This is a genomic window from Nocardioides sp., assembly GCF_044226765.1.
Taxonomy (GTDB): domain Bacteria; phylum Actinomycetota; class Actinomycetes; order Propionibacteriales; family Nocardioidaceae; genus Nocardioides.
The window spans coordinates 799,587-818,211 of the sequence record NZ_JBGAGJ010000001.1; the positions used below are offsets into that span (position 1 = coordinate 799,587).

Below are 18,625 nucleotides of genomic sequence, written 5' to 3' on the forward strand. Positions count from 1 at the left end.
GGAGGGCGGGGGCCAACGTCCTGAGTGCGCTGGCCAGGGGTCACCGCAGCCGGCGTACCTCGAACGACGCCGGCGGGTCGGCGATGGCGTCCTGGGCGGCCACGAGCTGGATCTCGCGGGTGCCGGCCCGCAGTGTCTCCTCGAGGATCGCGAACACCGACGCGGTGGTGCGGGCCAGGGCGGTCGGTGCCGACCCGGTGGTGCGCAGGTGGGCGAGGTAGAGGGCCGCCGTCACGTCGCCGCAGCCGTTGGGCGTGATCGGCAGCAGCGGGGTCTCGACCGCCCAGGCACCCTCCTCGGAGACCGCCACCACGTCGATGCGGCCCTCGGGCACGTCGCCGTGGACGACGCTGGTGACCAGCACGTCGCGCGGCCCGCGCTCGCGCACCTCGTCGACCGCATCGAGGATCTCCGCGAGGGTCGACGTCGAGCGCCCGGCGAGGAAGTCGAGCTCGAAGTGGTTCGGCGTCACGATGTCGGCCCGCGGCACCACCGTGTCGCGCATGAACTCGGGGATCCCCGGCCGCACGAACATGCCGCGGCCGACGTCGCCCATCACCGGGTCGCAGCAGTAGACGGCGTCGGGGTTGAGCTCCTTGACCCGCGCGACGGTGTCCAGGACGATCCCGCCGACGGCCGGGTCGCCCTGGTAGCCCGAGAGCACGGCGTCCGCCTCGCCGAGGACGCCGCGGTCCTCGATCCCGGCGATCACCTCGCGGACGTCCTCGGGCGCGAGCAGCGGCCCGCGCCACGCGCCGTACCCGGTGTGGTTGGAGAAGTGGACGGTGAGCACCGGCCAGACCTCATGCCCCAGCCGCTGCAGCGGGAAGACCGCGGCGGAGTTGCCGACGTGGCCGTAGGCGACCGAGGACTGGATGGACAGGATCTTCACCTGGCGGATCCTGCCCACCGGGACCTGTACGAGCAAACTAGAACGAGTTACATTCCATCGGTATGACGCTGCAGCGACCCGCCACCCTGACCGACGCCTTCCTCGAGGGGCTGGTCGCCCGGGTGCCGTCGACCAGCGGTGGCTCGTGGAAGCTGACCGAGGTCTACACCGGCGACCTCCTCGTCGAGCTGCCCCAGTCGACGCCGGCCGACGTCGAGCAGGCCTTCGTCACGGCTCGGGCGGCGCAGCGGGAGTGGGCCGCCCGGCCGCTGAAGGAGCGGCTCGCGGTCTTCAAGCGCGCGCACTCGCTCTTCCTCGACAACGCCCTGACCACGACCGACCTGATCCAGGCCGAGAGCGGCAAGAACCGGCGGATGGCGGTCGAGGAGACCTGCGACCCGGTGATGGTGATGAGCCACTACCTCAAGCGGGCGCCGCACCTGCTCAAGCCGGTCAAGCGCGGCGGGCCGGTGCCGTTCCTGTCGACGTCGACGGAGATCCGCCAGCCCAAGGGAGTCGTGGGGATCATCGCGCCCTGGAACTTCCCCTTCGCCACCGGCATCTCCGACTCCATCTCGGCGCTGATGGCGGGCAACGCGATCGTGCTCAAGCCCGACAACAAGACCGCCCTGTCGCCGCTCTACGGCGTGCAGATGCTCGAGGAGGCGGGCCTGCCTCGCGGGCTCTTCCAGGTGGTGTGCGGCGAGGGCCCCGACGTCGGGCCGGCGCTGATCGACAACGCCAACTACGTGATGTTCACCGGCTCGACCGCGACCGGGCGGGTCATCGGCGAGCGGGCCGGACGCAACCTGATCGGCTGCTGCCTCGAGCTCGGCGGCAAGAACCCGATGATCGTGCTGGAGGACGCTGACCTCGACGAGGTCGTGCAGGGCGCCATCTTCGGCGCGTTCGGCAACACCGGGCAGATCTGCATGCACATCGAGCGGATGTACCTGCCGGAGTCGCGGTACGACGAGTTCCGCGACCGGTTCGTCGCCGCGACCGAGGCGCTCGTGGTCGGTGCGTCGTACGACTTCGGTCCCGACATGGGCTCGCTGGTCTCGCCCGACCACCTCGAGCGGGTCAAGTCGCACGTCGACGACGCCGTGGCGAAGGGCGCCACGGTGCTGACCGGTGGGAAGGCACGGCCCGACCTCGGGCCGGCGTTCTTCGAGCCGACGATCCTCGAGGGCGTCACCACGGACATGCTCGCCGGTGTCACGGAGACCTTCGGGCCGGTCGTGGCGCTGCACCGCTACCGCACCGTCGACGAGGCGGTCGCGCTCGCGAACGACACCGACTACGGGCTCAACGCGTCGGTGTGGGGTGGCGACGTGGCGACCGCGTGCCAGGTGGGGCGGCGGATCGAGTCGGGCAACGTCAACGTCAACGACATCCTCGCCACCGCGTTCGCCTCCAAGGGCACGCCGTCGGGCGGTGTCAAGCAGTCCGGCGTCGGCGCCCGGCACGGCGACCAGGGGATGCTGAAGTACACCGACGTGCAGAACCTCGCCGTGCTCAAGAAGCAGGTGATGGGCGCCAAGCCCGGCCAGGACTACGAGAAGTACGTCAAGGGGATGCTCGGCGGCCTGCGGATGATGCGGCGGACCGGCATCCGCTGACGGCGCCCGCCGGCCGTCGTACCGTCGGCACATGTCGCTGCACCGGCCCTACCCACCCGACACCTACCACGGCGAAGGCGGTGAGGTGTCGGCGTGGATCCGCCGGGGCGACGAGCCGCCGGACGTCACCTACCGCACGGGCGGGACCTGCGAGTACATCGCGACCGGCGACCAGACCGGTGGCCGGTTCGGGCTCTACAAGTGGACCTTCGGGGAGACCGAGACCGGGCCCGACCCGCACTTCCACCGGTCGATCTCCGAGCAGTTCTACGTGCTGTCCGGCGAGGTCCGCCTGTACGACGGACGTGCGTGGGTCACCGCGCGCAGCGGCGACTTCCTCTACGTGCCCGAGGGTGGGCTGCACGGCTTCCGCGGGAGCGGCGGCGCGTCGATGCTGCTGATGTTCGCGCCCGGCGGGCCGCGCGAGGACTACTTCGAGACCCTCGCCCGGGGCGAGCAGATGACCGAGGAGGAGCGGGTGGAGTTCATGCTCCGCCACGACACGTTCTGGGTCTGACCGTTGAGTTGAGGGTTGCGACCCGTTGAGTTGAGGGTTGCGACCTGTTGATTTGAGGGTTTTGACGAGTCCGCGATGCTGGGTGGTCACCGTCCTCAAGTCGAGTGGTCAGAACTCCGAACTCGAGTGGCACAACCCTCAACTCAACGGTCAGGCAACCTGCAGCGACCGCTTGGACAGCCCCATCCAGAAGCCGTCGATGACCTGGAGCCCCGGTGCCTCGGGGTCGGTGGCGGCGCCGAGGGTGACGAAGAGCGGCGTGTAGTGCTCGACGGTCGGGTGGGCGTAGGGGAGCCCGGGGGCCTGGGCGCGGTAGTCGGCGAGCGCGTCGACGTCACCACGGGCCAGGGCGTCACCTGCCCACGCGTCGAAGTCGGCCGACCAACCGGGCACGGCCGCGTCGATCCGCCACTCGGTCAGGAACGGCAGGCCGTGGGTGAGGAAGCCGGACCCGATGATCAGCACGCCCTCGTCGCGCAGCGGGCGCAGCCGGGCGCCGAGCTCGAGCAACCGGACCGGGTCGTCGGTGGGCAGCGACAGCTGCAGGACCGGGATGTCGGCGTCCGGGTACATGATCCGCAGCGGCACCCAGGCGCCGTGGTCGAGGCCGCGGCTGGGGTGCTGGTGGACCGGCTCGGTGCTGGGCATCATCGCCGCGACCCGGGCGGCGAGCGCCGACGCGTCGGGGGACTCGTAGGTCATCTGGTAGTACTTCGGCGCGAACCCGCCGAAGTCGTAGACCAGCGGCGCACGGCTGGTGCTCAGCATCACCGGTGCGGACTCCCAGTGCGCGCTGACGACGAGGATCGCGCGCGGGCGCGGCAGGTCGCGGGCCCAGGCCGCCAGCTGGCCGGACCACACCGGGTCGTCGAGCAGGGGCGGGGCGCCGTGCCCGATGTAGAGCGCGGGCATCCGCGAGGTCGTGTCGGTCGTCATGTCGGCATAATGATTGCAGATTAAACTTTGTTCCGCACCCGGTCGCCGGGGTCGCCGGCCGCCAGCTGCGAGAGCGTGGCCAGCTCCTCCTGGGTGCCGAGGACCACGAGCACGGAGCCGGCCGGCAGCACGACGGTCCCGTCCGGGTTCGCCTCGAGGGGCGCGCGCGGTGCCCGGCGTACGGCGAGCGGCAGCGCGCCGGTCCGCACCCGGCACTGCCACACGGTGGCGCCGACCAGCTCCGAGCCGGCGGCCACCGGGACCTGCTGGATCCGCCAGTCGAGGGTGTCCTCGTGCATGACGACGTCGAGGAACTCCGCCACGTCGGGCTGCAGGGCGAACGCGGCCAGCCGTCGGCCGCCGAGCCGCTGCGGGTTGACCGCGCGATTCGCACCGGCGAGCTCGAGCTTGGTCTTCGACCCCGCGGTGCGGGCCCGGGCGACGATCACCACGTCGGGGCGCAGGGCCCGTGCCGAGAGCGTGCAGTAGACGGTGTCGGCGTCGGACTCCAGGCAGACGACCACCGCTCGCGCGTGCGCCAGCCCGGCGGCCAGCAGCACCTCGTCGCGGGTGACGTCGCCGACCAGGCGTGCGACGGTCGGGTCGAGCTCGGTGAAGCGGGCGGGGTCGGTGTCGACGACGACGACCTGCTCGCCGGTCGAGCGCAGGAAGTCCGACGCGGTCCGGCCGACCCGGCCGTAGCCGCAGATGATGACGTGGCCGCGCAGGGCGGCGATGTCCTTGGTCATCCGGCGCTCCTCCAGGTTGTGGCGCAGGTGGCCCTCGGTGACGGCCTCGAGGACCACGCCGAGGTTGTAGAGCACGGTGCCGACGCCCACGACGATCAGCCCCATCGTGAAGACCTCGGCGGCCGGCGAGAGCGGTCGCACCTCGCGGAAGCCGACGGTCGAGACCGTGGTCACGGTCTGGTACGCCGCCTCCATCAGCGTGAACCCCAGCAGCAGGTAGCCGACGGTGCCGAACACCGTGACGGCCAGCAGCGCGAGGAGCGCCGTACGGATGCGGTGCAGGGGTTCCACGTCCCGACCGTAGGGCGCCGCGAGTCCCCTCAGTACGGGCGAAGGTCCCTCACGCCACCGACGGCAGTCGCCAGTCGACGGGTCGCCCGCCCTGCCGCTCCAGGAGTGCGTCGACCTTCGAGAACGGCCGGGAGCCGAAGAAGCCGCGGTACGCCGACAGCGGCGACGGGTGCGGGGACTCGACGACCGGGATGCCCCCGAGCATCGGCTTGAGGCTGCGCGCGTCGCTGCCCCAGAGGATCGCCACGCAGGGCCCGCCGCGCCGCACCAGCGTCTCGATCGCGCACTGGGTGATCGGCTCCCAGCCCTTGCCGCGGTGGGCCGCCGACCGGCCGGGTTGGACGGTCAGGGCGCGGTTGAGCAGCATCACGCCCTGGTCCGCCCAGGCGGTCAGGTCGCCGTGCGGGGGCGGCTCGATGCCGAGGTCGGACTGCAGCTCGGTGTAGATGTTGACCAGGCTGGGCGGCAGCGGCCGCACGTGCGCCTCGACGGCGAACGAGAGGCCGATCGGGTGCCCGGGCGTCGGGTAGGGGTCCTGTCCCACCACGAGCACGCGGACGTCGGCGAGCGGTCGCTGGAAGGCGCGGAAGACCTGGTCGCCCCGGGGCAGGTAGCCGCGGCCCGCCCCCACCTCCGCCCGCAGGAACTGCCCCATCGCCGCGACCTGGTCGTCGACCGGCGCCAGCTGCTCGGCCCAGTCCGGCGCCATCAGGCCCTTCTCGACCAGCCCCGCGAGTGCGCTCACGCCGTGCAGGCTAGCGGCCGGGGGCGGCCCTCAGGCGCGGGCGGGGGCTGGGGTTGTCAGGCTCTTCCTGACGTTGTCAGGCGTTGCAACCCCCGACAACGTCATGAAGTCCCTGACAACCCCGGATGAATCCCCGGCTGACCGGGGATTCATCCCTCCCACGGCGCGACCACGCGGCGGGGGGGGGCGGGCCGGCTCAGAGCAGCGCCCCGACCTCGGCGGCGGCGCGCTGGCCGGCCCGGACGGCGCCGTCCATGTAGCCGGTCCAGTACGTCGAGGTCTCGGTGCCGGCCCAGTGCACGCGGCCGAAGGGCTGCCGGATCGCGGAGCCGAACCGGACCATCGTGCCCGGGGCGTAGTTGGCGACCGGCCCGCCGGTGGTCCAGCGCTCGTGGGTCCAGTCGTGCTCGACGTAGTCGATCGGGTGCAGCGCCTGCTCGCCGAACATCGCGGCGAACCCCTCGAGGACGGCGCGGCGGCGCTGCGCGCGTGGCAGCACGCCGTACCGGCGCCAGGTGTCGCCCCCGACGAAGGCGAGCAGCACGCCGGGATCGCCCGACGGCGGCGAGTTGTCGAAGACGGCGCGGGCCGCGCCGGAGTCGTTGATGCCGAAGCCGCTCAGGCCGGCGTCGCGCCAGAACGGCCGCCGGTAGACCGCGTCGCACTTCATCAGCTGGCCCAGGTCGAGGTGGCGCAGCAGCTGCAGGCGGCGGGTGGGGAGCCCCGGCCGCCAGTCGATGTCGAGCACGAGCGGCGGCGGGGCGGCCACGACCATCCGCCGGGCCCTTACGACGCCACGGCCGGTGTGCACCACGACGTGGCCGTCGCCCTGGTCGACCCGGCGGACCGGCGCCCGGAGGGCGACGACCTCACCGAGCCGCGCGGCGAGCCGCAGCGGGATCAGCTGGGAGCCACCGACGAAGCGCCGCTCCTGGGCGCCGCCCACGGTGTCGGAGTTGCGGGAGAACGTGCCGACGTGCCGCTCGTCGCCCGAGCACGCGACGTACCAGAGCACATAGAGCAGCGACAGCTCGTCGGGGTCGGCGCCGAAGCCGGGCTGGGTCCAGCACTCGATCAGGTTCGCGACACCGGCGCCGTTGACCGCGTTGCGCCGGATCCACTCCCCGAGAGTCTGCTGGTCCCACGCGGCCGCGCTCCGGTGCGACCAGGGTGCGGCGACGTCGATCTCGGCGGCCATCGCGTCGATGCGCTGGAGCAGGACGGCGGCGTCGGGGAGGATCGTCGGGTCGGGCGGGACGGTGCCGGCGTACTCCTGGCGGCCCAGGAGCGAGGACACGTAGACGCTGCTGCCGTCGGCGTGCTCGGGGAAGGTGGGGACGCCGAGCTCCTTCGCGAGCCGGGCGACGTGGGTCTGGGTCGGGCCGATGAACGCGCCGCCGGACTCGATGGTGGCGCCGTGGGTCCCCGGTCCGCGCAGGTGGTGGTTGAGGACCCGGCCGCCGACCCGGTCGCGGGCCTCGAGGAGCACCACGTCGAGGCCGGCCCGGGTCAGGTCGCGGGCGGCCACGAGGCCCGAGATGCCGGCGCCGACGACGACCACGTCCGTCCGCCGCGGCAGCACCCCCTGGCGGGACGCGGCGGCGACCTGGTCGTGGAGGGCGCCGGTGCCCAGGGCGAGCCCGGTGGCGGCGGCGCTGCCGAGCAGCGTGCGGCGGGTGACGGCCATGCCGTGCCCAACGAGCCACCGGCGCGCGAGGCACGCCGCGGCGGGGGCTAGCCGCGGTGCGCCCGGTAGAGCCGGTCGAGGAAGGCCAGCACCAGCGCCTCGCGCATCGCGGGGGACGCCAGGTCGATCATCGCGTTGACCTCGGCCATCCGGTCGGGCAGGTCGAGCGCGCCCGGCTCGCCCCCGGCCAGGCCGGACGCCGCCAGCAGACCGTCGAAGTCGTCGCTGGTGAGGGTGGCCGGGTCGAGCGCGGCGATGAACGCCGCCACCCCCGGGTCGACGGCGACCGGGCCGCTCGCCTGCGCCGTCGCGACCGACTCGGCCAGGGACGCGAGGAAGTCGTCGACGTGGGCGAGCGTCGCCGCGCTGACCGAGAGGTGGATGTTGGCCGGGTGGGTGCCGTAGGACATCTGCGGCTGCACGTACCACTGCCGCGAGGCCATCTCGTCGCACACCGTGAAGGGGTCGCTGCGCTCGTCGGTCACCAGCGCCACCAGCGTCGAGTCCGGCGCGGCGAGCACCCGCAGGCCGTCGATCGCGGCGACCCCGGCGACGATCCGGTCGACGGCCTCGAAGGTGTCGCGCGCCAGGCGCTCGTAGCCCTCGTCGCCCAGCGACTGCACGACGGCCCACGCGCCGGCGAGCGGTCCGCCGGACTTGGTGGACTGGATCGTCGAGTTGATCATCGTGTAGCCCGGCCAGGCGGCCCAGGCGAAGAACTGCGGCGCCCGCAGCTCGGACGAGCGGTGCAGCAGGATCGAGGTGCCCTTGGGGGCGTAGCCGTACTTGTGCAGGTCGGCGGAGATCGAGGTGACCCCCTCGACCGCGAACGTCCACGGCGGGACGGGGCGGCCCGCGCGGGCGGCGTACGGCAGGACCCAGCCGCCGATGCAGGCGTCGACGTGGCACCGGACGCCGCGCTCGGCGGCCGCGGCCGCGACCTCGGGCACCGGGTCCACGACGCCGTGGGCGTACGACGGCGCCGAGACCGCCACGAGCACGGTGCGGTCGGGGTCCTCGTCGATCGCCGCGACCATCGCCGCCGGGTCGGCACGGTAGTCCGAGCCGACCGGCACGACGACCGCCTCGACGCCGAAGTAGTGGGCCCCCTTGTGGAACGCGGCGTGCGCGGTGTCCGGGATCACCATCCGCGGGTGGTCGACATCCGGGCGGCTGTCGCGGGCGGTCTTGACCGCGAGCAGCACCGACTCGGTGCCGCCGGAGGTCACGGTCCCCTGGGCGGTCGGCGGGGCGTCGAGCAGGTCCGCCGCGAAGCCGACGACGTCGTTCTCCATCTGCACCAGGCTCGGGAAGGCGGTCGGGTCCAGCCCGTTGGAGCCGGCGTACGCCGCGACCGCCTCGCGCCCGATCCGGTCCACGTCGGGCAGGCCCGAGTCGTAGACGTAGGCGAACGTGCGACCGCCGTGCACGGGCAGGTCGGCCGCCTGCAGCTCGTGCAGACGGGCCAGGGCGTCGGAGCTCATGAGATCCCTTCCGGGGCGGGGTCGGTCGGCAGGTCCACGTGGGCCGCGTCGAGGGAGTAGCGGCGCAGCCAGAGCAGGCTGAGGATGATCAGGGCGGCCGGGAGCACCGAGAAGCCGAGGGTGATCGCGGTGAGGGCTGAGTCGGGTTGGACGACGTCGCCGTCGGTGGACGACCGGTAGCCCCCGATCGCCAGGACGATGGCGAACACCCCGGGCCCCAGGGCGAGGCCGAGCGTCTCGCCGGCGGTCCACACGCCGGTGTAGACGCCGACCCGGCCCGACCCGGTGCGGCGGGCGTCGTCGGCGGCGGCGTCGGGCAGCATCGCCATCGGGAACACCTGGCAGCCGGCGTACCCGATGCCGATGAGGACCGTCGCTGCGAAGACAAGCGCGAGCGGCGCCGACTGCGCGGTCGCAACGAGCAGGGCGCCGGCGGCGAGGACGACCGAGGAGGCGACGTACCCGCGCTTCTTGCCGATCCGGGTGCCGATCGCGGTCCACACCGGGGTGAGCAGCAGCGCGGGGCCGACGAAGCAGACGAACAGGATCGTGGCGGCGCCGTCGCGGCCCAGCACGTCGGAGGCCAGGTAGTCGACCCCGGCGAGCATGCAGCCGGTCGCCAGGGCCTGCACCACGAAGGTGGTCAGCAGGTGCCGGAAGTCGTCGGCGGTCGCGACGATGCGCAGCTGGTCGCGCAGCGAGCCGGCGCCGGGTCGCGGCGCGGCGACCGGCACCCGCCGGGTCCCGACGTAGGCGCTCACGACGCCGACCACGATGATCACGGCCATCACCACGCCCATCACGCGGTAGCCCGCGCGGCCGCCGACCGCGTCCCGGATGGCCGGCGCGCTCGCGCCCGCCAGCATGATCGTGAACGCCAGGATCGCCACCCGCCAGGTCATCAGGCGGGTGCGCTCGTCGTAGGAGTCGGTGATCTCGGCCGGCATCGCGACGTAGGGCACCTGGAAGAACGCGTACGCCGTGGCGCAGCCGAGGAAGAAGACCAGCACCCACGCCGCCTCGGCGAGCCGGCCCATCTCCGGCGCCGCGAACAGCAGGGCGAAGCCGACCGAGAGGGTCAGGCCGGCGCGCAGCAGCCACGGCCGCCGCGGGCCGCGCGGGTCGACGGTGCGGTCGCTGATCCGTCCGGCGATCGGGTTGAGGACGACGTCCCACGCCTTCGGCGCGAACACGATGAACCCGGCCGCGAGCGCGGCGATGCCGAGGCTGTCGGTGAGGTAGGGCAGCAGCATCAGCCCCGGGACGGTGCCGAACGCGCCGGTGGCGACGGAGCCCGAGCCGTAGCCGAGCCGGACGCTGCGGGGCAGGCGGTCGGTGGCTGGCATGGCGCGAGGCTAGTGCTGGTTTACCCGGTCGACCGGGTAAACCAGCACTTGTCGGCCGAAACTTCGGCCGACAAGCAACGGGATTGGCCGACAAGTCGGCCGACTGGTCAGCGGGAGAGTGCGCGGGAGCTGCCGGACCCGTAGCGGCGGGTCGGGTTCGAGCCGATCGTCTCCTCTGAGGCCGGGGCGGCTGTCGGCGGTGCTGCCTTCTTCGCCGGTGCCTTCTTCGCCGGTGCCTTCTTGGACGCGGTCTTCTTGGACGCGGTCTTCTTGGACGCGGTCTTCTTGCCGGCTGCCTTCTTCGCCGGCGCCTTCTTGGCCGGCGCCTTCTTGCCGACCGCCGTCCCCGACGTCACGGTCGGCTGGGACCACCGGTCGATCCACTCGTCGAGCACCCGCCAGGTGGTGCCCCGCGCGGCGCGCCCGGTGAGCATGCCGAGGTGGCCGCCCGGCACGATCTCGAACCGCACCTCGCGCGCTCCGCGCAGGAGCGGGACCACGGCCTTCACGGCGGCGACCGGGGCGATGCCGTCGGTCGAGCCGCCGAAGACCAGGACCGGGGCGGTGACGTCGGCCAGCGAGACGTCGTGGTCGCCGACCTGCAGCTCGCCGGTCGCGAGGGCGTTGCCCTTGGCGAAGCGGTGGTAGAGCTGCCCGAAGGAGCGGCCCGGGTACGCCGTCATTTGGGCCGTGAAGCGGTCGACGGCCTCGATCTGCGCCAGGAACTCGCGGTCGTCGAGGTGGGTGGCGATCGCGACCGGCTTGGTCACCAGCTTCTGGAACGACGACAGCTGGAACGCCCACCGCACCAGCGGCGTCGGCGCCCCGCCGACGGCGCGGTAGGTGCGGGTGATCAGCCCCCGGCCGGCGGTGAGGTCGAGCAACGGCCGCAGCGGGGCGACCAGCGGCACCTTGGTCACGTCGACCGGCGAGCCCACGACCGACAGCGACGCGATCGGCAGGTCCGGGCCGTCGGCGGCGGCGAGCATCGCGAAGATCCCGCCCAGGCTCCATCCGACCACGTGCACGGGCCGGCCACCGGCGTGGGCGGACACCTCGCGCACGGCGGTCGGCACGACCTCCTCGACCCAGTGCTCCAGGCCGAGGTTGCGGTCGCGGAACGACACGTTGCCGTACTCCACCAGGTACGTCGGCCGCCCGGCCTCGACGAAGTGCTGCACGACCGAGCAGCCGCGGCGCAGGTCGAAGCAGATCGCCGGCGCGGCCAGCGGGGTCACCAGCAGGACCGGGTCGCCCTGCGACCGCACGTTGACGGCGGGCCGGTAGTGGTAGACCTCCCGCAGGGTGCCCTCGTCGATCAGCGTGCGGGGCATCGGGCGCAGGTCGGCGAGGCCCCCGTACATGAGCAGCTGCGCGACGTTGCCGGCGGCCGCGACCAGCTGGTCGGGCCTGGGCACCAGGTCCATACCTTGAGAAACTACCGCAGCCCGAACGGGCTACGGACGGGGCATGAACCGGGGCAGCGCCGGCATGTCATCTGCGCCACGACCCAGGGTCGTCACGACCGCTCGGCGGGCCGCACGGTCTTGCCGTGCTCGGGCCGCACGGAGGCGAGCTCCTCGAGGAAGGACGCCGCCCAGGCGGCCACGTCGTGGCGGATCACCGTCTTGCGCATCGCGCGCATCCGCCGGACGACCTCGCGCTCGTCGGCGCGGTAGGCGTCCAGGAGCGCCTGCTTCATCCCGTTGATGTCGTAGGGGTTGATCTGCCAGGCCTGCCGCAGCTCCTCCGCGGCGCCGGCGAACTCCGAGAGCACCAGCGCCCCGTGGTCGTCGTACCGGCAGGCGACGTACTCCTTGGCGACCAGGTTCATGCCGTCGCGCAGCGGCGTCACGACCATGATGTCGGCGGCGCGGAAGAACGCCGCCATCTCCTCGCGGGGGTACGACGAGTGCAGGTAGTGCACCGCCGGCTGCCCGATCCGCCCCAGGTCGCCGTTGAGACGTCCGACCAGGCGCTCGATGTCGTCGCGCAGGATGCGGTACTGCTCGACCTGCTCCCGCGAGGGGGTCGCCACCTGCACGAACACCGCGTCCTCGACGTCGAGGTGACCCTCCTGGATCAGCTCGCCGAAGGCCCGCAGGCGGGCGTAGATGCCCTTGGTGTAGTCGAGCCGGTCGACGCCGAGGAAGATCTTGCGCGGGTTGCCGACGGCCTCGCGGATCTCCTTGGCCCGCCGGCTGACCTCCTCGGACCGGGCGAGCGACTCGTAGGCGTCGACGTCGATCGAGATCGGGAACGCCGCCGCCCGGACCGTGCGGCCGTCGGGCAGGTAGACCAGGTCGCGGTGGGTCTTGTGCCCCACCCGGCGCCGCACCAGGCGGACGAAGTTCTGGGCCGCGCCACTGAGCTGGAAGCCGACCAGGTCGGCGCCGAGCAGCCCCTCCAGGAGCTGGCGTCGCCACGGCAGCTGGGAGAACAGCTCGCTCGGCGGGAACGGGATGTGGAGGTAGAACCCGATCCGCAGGTCCGGTCGCAGCTCGCGCAGCATCGCCGGCACCAGCTGCAGCTGGTAGTCGTGCACCCACACGGTCGCGTGCTCGGCGGCGACCTCGGCGGCCTTCTCGGCGAAGCGGCGGTTGACCGCCACGTAGCTGTCCCACCACTCGCGGTGGAACTCGGGCTTGGCCACGACGTCGTGGTAGAGCGGCCAGAGGGTCGCGTTGGAGAAGCCCTCGTAGAAGTTCTCGATCTCCTCGGCGGTCAGCGACATCGGCACCAGGTGCATGCCGTCGGAGTCGAAGGGCTCGAGCCCCTGCTCGGTGCCCCCGGGCCAGCCGATCCAGGTGCCGTCGTTCGAGCGCATCACGGGCTCGAGGGCGGACACCAGGCCGCCAGGTGAGCGGCGCCAGCTGCCCGAGCCGTCCTTCTCCTCGACGCGATCCACCGGCAGGCGGTTCGCGACGATCACGAGGTCCGCGCCGCGAGAAGCCACGGTCCTCAGCCTAGTGCTCCTGCTGCTGCGTGCTCTGCTCTCCCCGGCCATGGCCCCCCGGTGCCCGGTCGGGGGCCGGAGCAGACGTGCCGCTCGGAGCGGCGTCGGTCAGGACCCCGGGAAGCGCACCCCGACCTGGGCGCGCAGGTCGTCCATCTGGCGCAGGATCGTCAGCGTCTGGGCGTGCGGCACCAGCGGGCTCTCCCGCAGCCCGGCCGCCAGACAGCGGCCGACCTCGACGATCTCGTGGGCGTAGCCCTGGCCCACCACCGGCTCCGTCGGCTCGATCTCCACCTGCTCCCCGGGCAGGAACACCCAGCTGCCCTCGCCCTGGACGTACGGCGTGAACGTGATCCGCTCCGGGTGGTGGAAGTCGTCGGCGTCGATCCGGCCGAGGTCGGTCGCGATCGAGGCGCGGCGCGACGACCACGACGACATCGAGGCCGTCATGGTCGCGAGCGCCCCCGCGGGGTAGCGGCCGGTCACCGCGACGTCGAGGTCGATCGCGTCCGCGGTCAGGTCGGCGACCGCGTGCAGCTCCTCGGCCTCACCGAGCACCAGGTGCGCGAAGGTCAGCGGGTAGATGCCCATGTCGAGCAGCGCCGACGCCCCCAGCGACGGGTTGAGCATCCGGTCCTCCGGTGGGGCGTCGACCCGGAAGCCGAGCTCGGCGTGCAGGTGGCGAGGCCGGCCGAGCTCGCCGGACCGCAGCCGATCGCGCAGCGCGAGGATCGCGGGGTGGCACGCCGTCCACATCGCCTCCATGAGGAACCGGTCGTGCTCGGCGGCCAGCCGCACCATCTCCTCGGCCGCCGCGACGTCCAGGGTCAGCGGCTTCTCGCACAGCACGTGCTTGCCGGCCTCGAGCGCGAGGCGGGCGTGGTCGAGGTGCAGGGCATGGGGCGAGGCGACGTACACGACGTCGACGGCAGGGTCGGCGACCAGCTCCTCGTAGGAGCCGTACGCCGTCCCGCCGTGCTCGGCAGCGAACGCCTCGGCGCTCGCGAGCCGGCGGGAGCCCACCGCCACCAGCTCCGCATCGGGCACGAGGGCGAGGTCGCGCGCGAAGGTCCGGGCGATCTTGCCGGTGGCGAGGATGCCCCATCGGGTCGTCATGCGCCGAGCCTAGGACGTCGTCGGCGACGCGCCCGGGAGGGCGAATGACATCCCTGTAGTTCCTCGCCTACAGTGGAGCCTGACCTGCACTGTCGTCACCACCGGGGGAGGACACCCATGGACGCCGCGAACGCCCTCGACGGCGCTGCCGCTGCCGGCACCGCCCCGACGCTGAGCGAGCGTGACCGCGAGATCCTCGACTTCGAGCGCCAGTGGTGGAAGTACGCCGGTGCCAAGGAGACCGCGGTGCGGGAGAAGTTCGACATGTCCTCGACCCGCTACTACCAGGTCCTCAACGCCCTCATCGACCGGCCCGAGGCGCTCGAGGCCGACCCGCTCCTGGTCCGCCGCCTGCGCCGGCTGCGGTCGGCCCGGCAGCGGCAGCGCTCGGCGCGCCGTCTCGGCTTCGAGGTCTGAGGGTGTCGACCGTGCGCACCAGCCGGCGCCCCCGGTCCGAGCGCGGGGCGGCGCTGCCCTCCCCGGTCGTGATGCTGAGCATCATCGCCGTCGCGATGGCCGGCATCGCCTTCGTCGCGACCCGCGGTGGTGAGCCGACCGAGCGCGAGGTCACGACCGTCGCCCGCAACACCACCCCCACGCAGTCGCCCTCGCCGACCTTCGGCGCGAGCACGAAGCCGACCCCGCTCAAGCCCCAGGTCCAGCGCGGCAAGGTCTACGTCGAGGTCTACAACAACTCCGGCATCACCGGACTGGCCGGCACCGTCGGGCAGCGGGCCAGCGGCATCGGCTGGAAGGTCGTCGGCGCGGACAACTGGTACGGCACGATCCCGGCCAGCACCGTCTACTACCCGCCGAAGCTCAAGGCCGCCGCCAAGCAGCTGGCCCTCGACCTCGGCGTCAAGCGCACCGCACCGGCGATCGACCCGATGCGGCTGGACCGGCTCACCCTGATCCTGACCGGCCCGCTGTCCTGACCCCGCCCGCGGGTGACAGGGTGGACCCATGGAGTTCACCTCACCCGAGGGGGAGCGGAAGTACGACGCGTTCGTCCGCGCCGCGCGCCGCGCGGTCGTCGGGCTGGACTTCGACGGCACCCTCGCGCCGATCGTCGACGACCCCGAGCAGGCGCACATCCACCCCGACGCCGGCGCGGTGCTCGTCGACCTCGCCGACGTGGTGGCCGCGGTCGCGGTGATCACCGGCCGGCCGGCCCGCCAGGCGCTGGCGCTCGGCGGCCTCGAGGAGGCGGGCAACGCCATCGGCGACACCGGCAAGGAGCTCTACCTCTTCGGGCAGTACGGCAACGAGCGCTGGAGCTCCACGCGCCGCCGGATCGTCTCGCCGCGCCCGCCGGCGGGCCTCGCGACCTTCCTGCGTGACCTGCCGCGGACGCTCCGGGAGGCCGACGCCGCGGACGCGTGGGTCGAGGACAAGGGGCTGGCCCACGCGGTGCACACCCGCCGGATGGCCGACCCGGACGGAGCGTTCGACCGGCTGCTGCCGCCGCTGCGCGCGCTCGCCGAGCGCAACGGCCTGGTGCTCGAGCCCGGCCGGCACGTCATCGAGGTGCGCGCGCCGGGCATGGACAAGGGCCAGGCGGTCGAGACCCTGGTGAGCGAGGTCGGGGCGGGCGCGGTCATGTTCGCCGGCGACGACCTCGGCGACGTCGAGGCGTTCGAGGCGGTCGCCAAGCTCGCCGCCGACGGCCTCCCGACCCTGCTCGTCTGCTCGGCCTCGTCGGAGGAGAGCGCGCTGGTCGCGCTCTCCGACGTGGTCGTGCACGGCCCCGAGGGCGTCCTCGACCTGCTGCGCCGGATCACCGCCGACGCCCGCGCCGCCTCCTGAGCGGCTGTTCTCCCTCAGCGAACGGGAGACGGTCTCCGGAACACCGCTCCGGCGCCGCGCGTTGTCGGGGCATGTCACTCAAGCTCCCCGTTCTCCTGGTCACCGACCTGGTGGTGCTCCCCGGCATGATCGTGCCGCTGGAGCTCGACGACGCCGCCCGCGCCGCGATCGACGCGGCCCGGGCCGGCAGCGACGGCGAGGTCCTGGTCGCGCCGCGCCTCGAGGACCGCTACGCGTCGTACGGCGTCGTGGCGACCGTCGAGCGCCTCGGCCACACCCCCCGCGTGGGCGGCCAGGGCGGCTCGCCGGCCGCCGTCCTCAAAGCGGGCGCCCGCGCCCGCATCGGCAGCGGGGTCCCCGGCCCCGGTGCCGCCCTCTGGGTCGAGGTCGACCCGGTCACCGAGCACGTCAGCGACCGGGCCCGCGAGCTCGCGGAGGAGTACCGGCGGCTGGTCGTCGCCGTGCTCCAGCGCCGCGAGGCGTGGCAGGTCATCGACACCGTGCACCAGATGACCGACCCGTCCGCCTTCGCGGACGCGGCCGGCTGGGCGCCGTACCTCTCGGTGGACCGCAAGCGCGAGCTGCTCGAGGACCCCGACGTCGAGTCGCGGCTGGAGAAGCTGGTCGGCTGGACCCGCGACCACCTCGCCGAGGCCGAGCTCACCGACAAGATCGGCGAGGACGTGCGCGAGGGGATGGAGAAGCAGCAGCGGGAGTACCTGCTGCGCCAGCAGCTCGCCGCGATCCGCAAGGAGCTCGGCGAGGGCGAGCCCGAGGGCGCCGAGGACTACCGGTCACGGGTCGAGGCGGCCGAGCTGCCCGAGCACGTGCGGGCCGCCGCGCTGAAGGAGGTCGACAAGCTCGAGCGCTCCAGCGAGCAGAACCCCGAGGCCGCCTGGATCCGCACGTGGCTGGACACCGTGCTCGAGCTGCCGTGGGCCGTCACGACCGAGGACTCCACCGACGTCGTCGGCGCGCGCGCCGTGCTCGACGCAGACCACCACGGCCTGGACGAGGTCAAGGACCGGATCGTCGAGCACCTCGCGGTCCGGGCGCGGCGCGCCGAGCGCGGCCTGCAGGTCGTCGGCGGCCGTGGCTCCGGCGCCGTCATCCTGCTCGCCGGCCCTCCCGGCGTCGGCAAGACCTCCCTCGGCGAGTCCGTCGCCCGGGCGCTCGGCCGGCGCTTCGTGCGGGTCGCGCTCGGCGGCGTGCGCGACGAGGCCGAGATCCGCGGCCACCGGCGGACGTACGTCGGTGCGCTCCCCGGCCGCGTCGTGCGCGCGATCAGGGAGGCCGGCTCGATGAACCCGGTCGTGCTGCTCGACGAGGTCGACAAGGTCGGCTCGGACTATCGCGGCGACCCGGCCGCGGCGCTGCTCGAGGTGCTCGACCCAGCACAGAACCACACGTTCCGCGACCACTACCTTGAGCTCGACCTGGACCTCTCCGACGTCTTGTTCATCGCCACCGCCAACGTGGTCGAGCAGATCCCGTCGGCGCTGCTGGACCGGATGGAGCTGGTGACGCTGGACGGCTACACCGAGGACGACAAGGTCGCCATCGCCCGCGACTTCCTGCTGCCCCGGCAGCTGGAGCGGGCGGCGCTGACCGCTGACGAGGTGACCGTGTCGGACGACGCGCTGCGCGAGCTGGCGGCGAACCACACCCGCGAGGCCGGCGTACGCCAGCTCGAGCGGCTGCTGGCCAAGGCACTGCGCAAGGCGGCGACCCGGCTCGCGACCGGCGAGACCCACGTCGACATCGGGGTGGGCGACCTCAAGGAGCTCGTCGGCCGGCCGCGGTTCACCCCGGAGTCGGCCGAGCGCACGTCGGTGCCCGGCGTGGCGACCGGGCTGGCCGTGACCGGCCTCGGCGGTGACGTGCTCTTCATCGAGGCCTCCGCGGCCGACGGTGCCGCGGGGCTGACCCTGACCGGTCAGCTGGGCGAGGTGATGAAGGAGTCCGCGCAGATCGCGCTGTCGTTCGTCCGCTCCCACGCGGCTGAGCTCGGCGTCGACCCGGCGGTGCTGGAGCGGGCGATCCACGTGCACGTCCCCGCGGGCGCGGTGCCCAAGGACGGTCCGTCGGCCGGGATCACCATGGTCACCGCGCTCACCTCGCTCGCGACCGGGCGCCCGGTGCGCTCGGAGGTCGGCATGACCGGCGAGGTCACCCTGGGCGGCCGGGTGCTGCCGATCGGTGGGCTGAAGCAGAAGCTGCTCGCCGCCCAGCGGGCCGGCCTCACCGAGGTGTTCGTGCCGCAGCGCAACGAGCCCGACCTCGACGACGTCCCCGCCGACGTGCTCGCCGCGCTCACCGTGCACCTCGTGGGCGACGTGCTCGACGTCGTACGCGGGGCCCTGGCCGCCCCGGCCGCGGCCACCTCCGAGGCCGCCTGAGGGATAGTCCCTGACGTTCGAGTCCTTCTCGAGCCCGATCGGGGGCGAGAACGTCAGGGACTATCCCCGTCCAGCATGC

16 protein-coding genes are annotated in these 18,625 nt (G+C 73.1%); 6 read left to right on the forward strand and 10 right to left on the reverse strand.

What is annotated here, in order from left to right; genetic code table 11:
* Window positions 1-40: 40 nt before the first annotated feature.
* Window positions 41-892 (reverse strand): pyridoxal kinase PdxY, encoded by an 852-nt coding sequence (pdxY, locus tag ACILRH_RS03845; RefSeq protein ID WP_395690908.1) that lies wholly within the window; start codon window positions 890-892, stop codon window positions 41-43.
* 62 nt (window positions 893-954) lie between these two features.
* Here pdxY and ACILRH_RS03850 point away from each other — a divergent pair, with 62 nt between their 5' ends.
* Window positions 955-2,514, forward strand: a complete 1,560-nt coding sequence (locus ACILRH_RS03850) for a succinic semialdehyde dehydrogenase (RefSeq protein ID WP_395690910.1) — start codon at window positions 955-957, stop codon at window positions 2,512-2,514.
* 31 nt (window positions 2,515-2,545) lie between these two features.
* Window positions 2,546-3,031, forward strand: a complete 486-nt coding sequence (locus ACILRH_RS03855) for a cupin domain-containing protein (protein ID WP_395690911.1) — start codon at window positions 2,546-2,548, stop codon at window positions 3,029-3,031.
* A gap of 150 nt (window positions 3,032-3,181) precedes the next feature.
* Here ACILRH_RS03855 and ACILRH_RS03860 read toward each other — a convergent pair whose 3' ends face one another.
* From ACILRH_RS03860 to ACILRH_RS03900, 9 genes are all read right to left on the reverse strand, one after another.
* Window positions 3,182-3,967 (reverse strand): dioxygenase, encoded by a 786-nt coding sequence (locus ACILRH_RS03860; RefSeq protein WP_395690913.1) that lies wholly within the window; start codon window positions 3,965-3,967, stop codon window positions 3,182-3,184.
* A gap of 20 nt (window positions 3,968-3,987) precedes the next feature.
* Complete coding sequence (locus ACILRH_RS03865) at window positions 3,988-5,007, reverse strand: potassium channel family protein (protein WP_395690914.1); 1,020 nt, start codon at window positions 5,005-5,007, stop codon at window positions 3,988-3,990.
* A gap of 49 nt (window positions 5,008-5,056) precedes the next feature.
* Window positions 5,057-5,716 carry a uracil-DNA glycosylase gene (locus ACILRH_RS03870; RefSeq protein ID WP_395691208.1) on the reverse strand — a complete coding sequence of 220 codons (660 nt, stop codon included), beginning with the start codon at window positions 5,714-5,716 and terminating at the stop codon, window positions 5,057-5,059.
* A gap of 232 nt (window positions 5,717-5,948) precedes the next feature.
* Window positions 5,949-7,439 carry a flavin monoamine oxidase family protein gene (locus ACILRH_RS03875; protein ID WP_395690915.1) on the reverse strand — a complete coding sequence of 497 codons (1,491 nt, stop codon included), beginning with the start codon at window positions 7,437-7,439 and terminating at the stop codon, window positions 5,949-5,951.
* A gap of 47 nt (window positions 7,440-7,486) precedes the next feature.
* Window positions 7,487-8,923 (reverse strand): pyridoxal phosphate-dependent decarboxylase family protein, encoded by a 1,437-nt coding sequence (locus ACILRH_RS03880; RefSeq protein WP_395690917.1) that lies wholly within the window; start codon window positions 8,921-8,923, stop codon window positions 7,487-7,489.
* Window positions 8,920-10,269 (reverse strand): MFS transporter, encoded by a 1,350-nt coding sequence (locus tag ACILRH_RS03885; protein WP_395690919.1) that lies wholly within the window; start codon window positions 10,267-10,269, stop codon window positions 8,920-8,922. Before ACILRH_RS03885 ends, ACILRH_RS03880 begins: the two co-directional genes overlap by 4 nt.
* A gap of 107 nt (window positions 10,270-10,376) precedes the next feature.
* Window positions 10,377-11,696 (reverse strand): alpha/beta fold hydrolase, encoded by a 1,320-nt coding sequence (locus ACILRH_RS03890; protein ID WP_395690920.1) that lies wholly within the window; start codon window positions 11,694-11,696, stop codon window positions 10,377-10,379.
* 92 nt (window positions 11,697-11,788) lie between these two features.
* Window positions 11,789-13,225, reverse strand: coding sequence for a trehalose-6-phosphate synthase (locus ACILRH_RS03895; protein ID WP_395690922.1), 1,437 nt, complete (start codon window positions 13,223-13,225; stop codon window positions 11,789-11,791).
* Between the two features lie 108 nt (window positions 13,226-13,333).
* The gene (locus ACILRH_RS03900; protein ID WP_395690923.1) at window positions 13,334-14,341 is read right to left on the reverse strand and encodes a Gfo/Idh/MocA family protein; all 1,008 of its coding nucleotides are present in this window, start codon (window positions 14,339-14,341) and stop codon (window positions 13,334-13,336) included.
* Window positions 14,342-14,458: 117 nt separating this feature from the next.
* On the opposite strand from ACILRH_RS03900, the gene ACILRH_RS03905 reads away from it, so the two are divergent.
* From ACILRH_RS03905 to lon, 4 genes are all read left to right on the forward strand, one after another.
* Window positions 14,459-14,758, forward strand: coding sequence for a DUF3263 domain-containing protein (locus ACILRH_RS03905; protein WP_395690925.1), 300 nt, complete (start codon window positions 14,459-14,461; stop codon window positions 14,756-14,758).
* A gap of 11 nt (window positions 14,759-14,769) precedes the next feature.
* Window positions 14,770-15,276, forward strand: a complete 507-nt coding sequence (locus ACILRH_RS03910) for a LytR C-terminal domain-containing protein (RefSeq protein ID WP_395690927.1) — start codon at window positions 14,770-14,772, stop codon at window positions 15,274-15,276.
* Between the two features lie 28 nt (window positions 15,277-15,304).
* Window positions 15,305-16,147 (forward strand): trehalose-phosphatase, encoded by an 843-nt coding sequence (otsB, locus tag ACILRH_RS03915; RefSeq protein WP_395690928.1) that lies wholly within the window; start codon window positions 15,305-15,307, stop codon window positions 16,145-16,147.
* Between the two features lie 71 nt (window positions 16,148-16,218).
* Window positions 16,219-18,546 carry an endopeptidase La gene (lon, locus tag ACILRH_RS03920; protein WP_395690929.1) on the forward strand — a complete coding sequence of 776 codons (2,328 nt, stop codon included), beginning with the start codon at window positions 16,219-16,221 and terminating at the stop codon, window positions 18,544-18,546.
* Window positions 18,547-18,625: the final 79 nt, after the last annotated feature.

Coding starts and splice junctions, on each gene's coding strand:
- ACILRH_RS03855 (WP_395690911.1), top strand. CDS start 2,546: ATGTCGCTGCACCGGCCCTACCCACCCGACACCTACCACGGCGAAGGC.
- ACILRH_RS03900 (WP_395690923.1), bottom strand. CDS start 14,341: ATGACGACCCGATGGGGCATCCTCGCCACCGGCAAGATCGCCCGGACC.
- lon (WP_395690929.1), top strand. CDS start 16,219: ATGTCACTCAAGCTCCCCGTTCTCCTGGTCACCGACCTGGTGGTGCTC.
- ACILRH_RS03850 (WP_395690910.1), top strand. CDS start 955: ATGACGCTGCAGCGACCCGCCACCCTGACCGACGCCTTCCTCGAGGGG.
- ACILRH_RS03880 (WP_395690917.1), bottom strand. CDS start 8,923: ATGAGCTCCGACGCCCTGGCCCGTCTGCACGAGCTGCAGGCGGCCGAC.
- ACILRH_RS03905 (WP_395690925.1), top strand. CDS start 14,459: ATGGACGCCGCGAACGCCCTCGACGGCGCTGCCGCTGCCGGCACCGCC.
- ACILRH_RS03885 (WP_395690919.1), bottom strand. CDS start 10,269: ATGCCAGCCACCGACCGCCTGCCCCGCAGCGTCCGGCTCGGCTACGGC.
- ACILRH_RS03875 (WP_395690915.1), bottom strand. CDS start 7,439: ATGGCCGTCACCCGCCGCACGCTGCTCGGCAGCGCCGCCGCCACCGGG.
- ACILRH_RS03890 (WP_395690920.1), bottom strand. CDS start 11,696: ATGGACCTGGTGCCCAGGCCCGACCAGCTGGTCGCGGCCGCCGGCAAC.
- ACILRH_RS03860 (WP_395690913.1), bottom strand. CDS start 3,967: ATGACGACCGACACGACCTCGCGGATGCCCGCGCTCTACATCGGGCAC.
- otsB (WP_395690928.1), top strand. CDS start 15,305: ATGGAGTTCACCTCACCCGAGGGGGAGCGGAAGTACGACGCGTTCGTC.
- ACILRH_RS03870 (WP_395691208.1), bottom strand. CDS start 5,716: ATGGCGCCGGACTGGGCCGAGCAGCTGGCGCCGGTCGACGACCAGGTC.